Source organism: Mesorhizobium sp. M8A.F.Ca.ET.208.01.1.1 (assembly GCF_004791315.1).
Classification (GTDB): domain Bacteria; phylum Pseudomonadota; class Alphaproteobacteria; order Rhizobiales; family Rhizobiaceae; genus Mesorhizobium.
The window spans coordinates 1-404 of sequence record NZ_SRUT01000073.1 but is presented as its reverse complement, the minus strand read 5'-3'; the positions used below and the strand labels follow the sequence as shown (position 1 = coordinate 404).

Annotated in this window: 1 pseudogene; it reads right to left on the bottom strand. The window is 64.9% G+C overall.

Annotated elements, in window-relative coordinates:
- Positions 1-38 precede the first annotated feature (38 nt).
- Positions 39-404, bottom strand: a pseudogene (locus EN851_RS34340) (prolyl aminopeptidase); the annotation flags it as partial.

Sequence of the window (404 nt, the reverse complement as noted above, 5' to 3'; positions counted from 1 at the left end):
CAGGGCAGAAGGGGGTGTGACGGAACGCCGTACATCGACTAGTTCTTCCCCGCGTACCGATCCGTCGCCCGGATCAGCTGGTCCAATATCCCGGGCTCGGAATAGGCGTGGCCGGCGCCTTCGACGAGGTAGAAGTCGGCCTTCGGCCAGGCCTTGTGCAGCGCCCAGGCATATTTCGCCGGGCAAGGCATGTCGTAGCGGCCGTGGACGATGGTGCCGGGGATGTCCTTCAGCTTCCAGGCGTCGCGCAGCAGCTGTCCTTCTTCCAGCCAGCCGGCATGGACGAAGTAGTGGTTCTCGATGCGGGCAAACGCCACCGCATAGTCGTCCTGGCCGAACGGCGTGCTGGTCTCCGGCTCCGGCAGGAGCGTGATCGTCTCGCCTTCCCAAAGACTCCAGGCCAG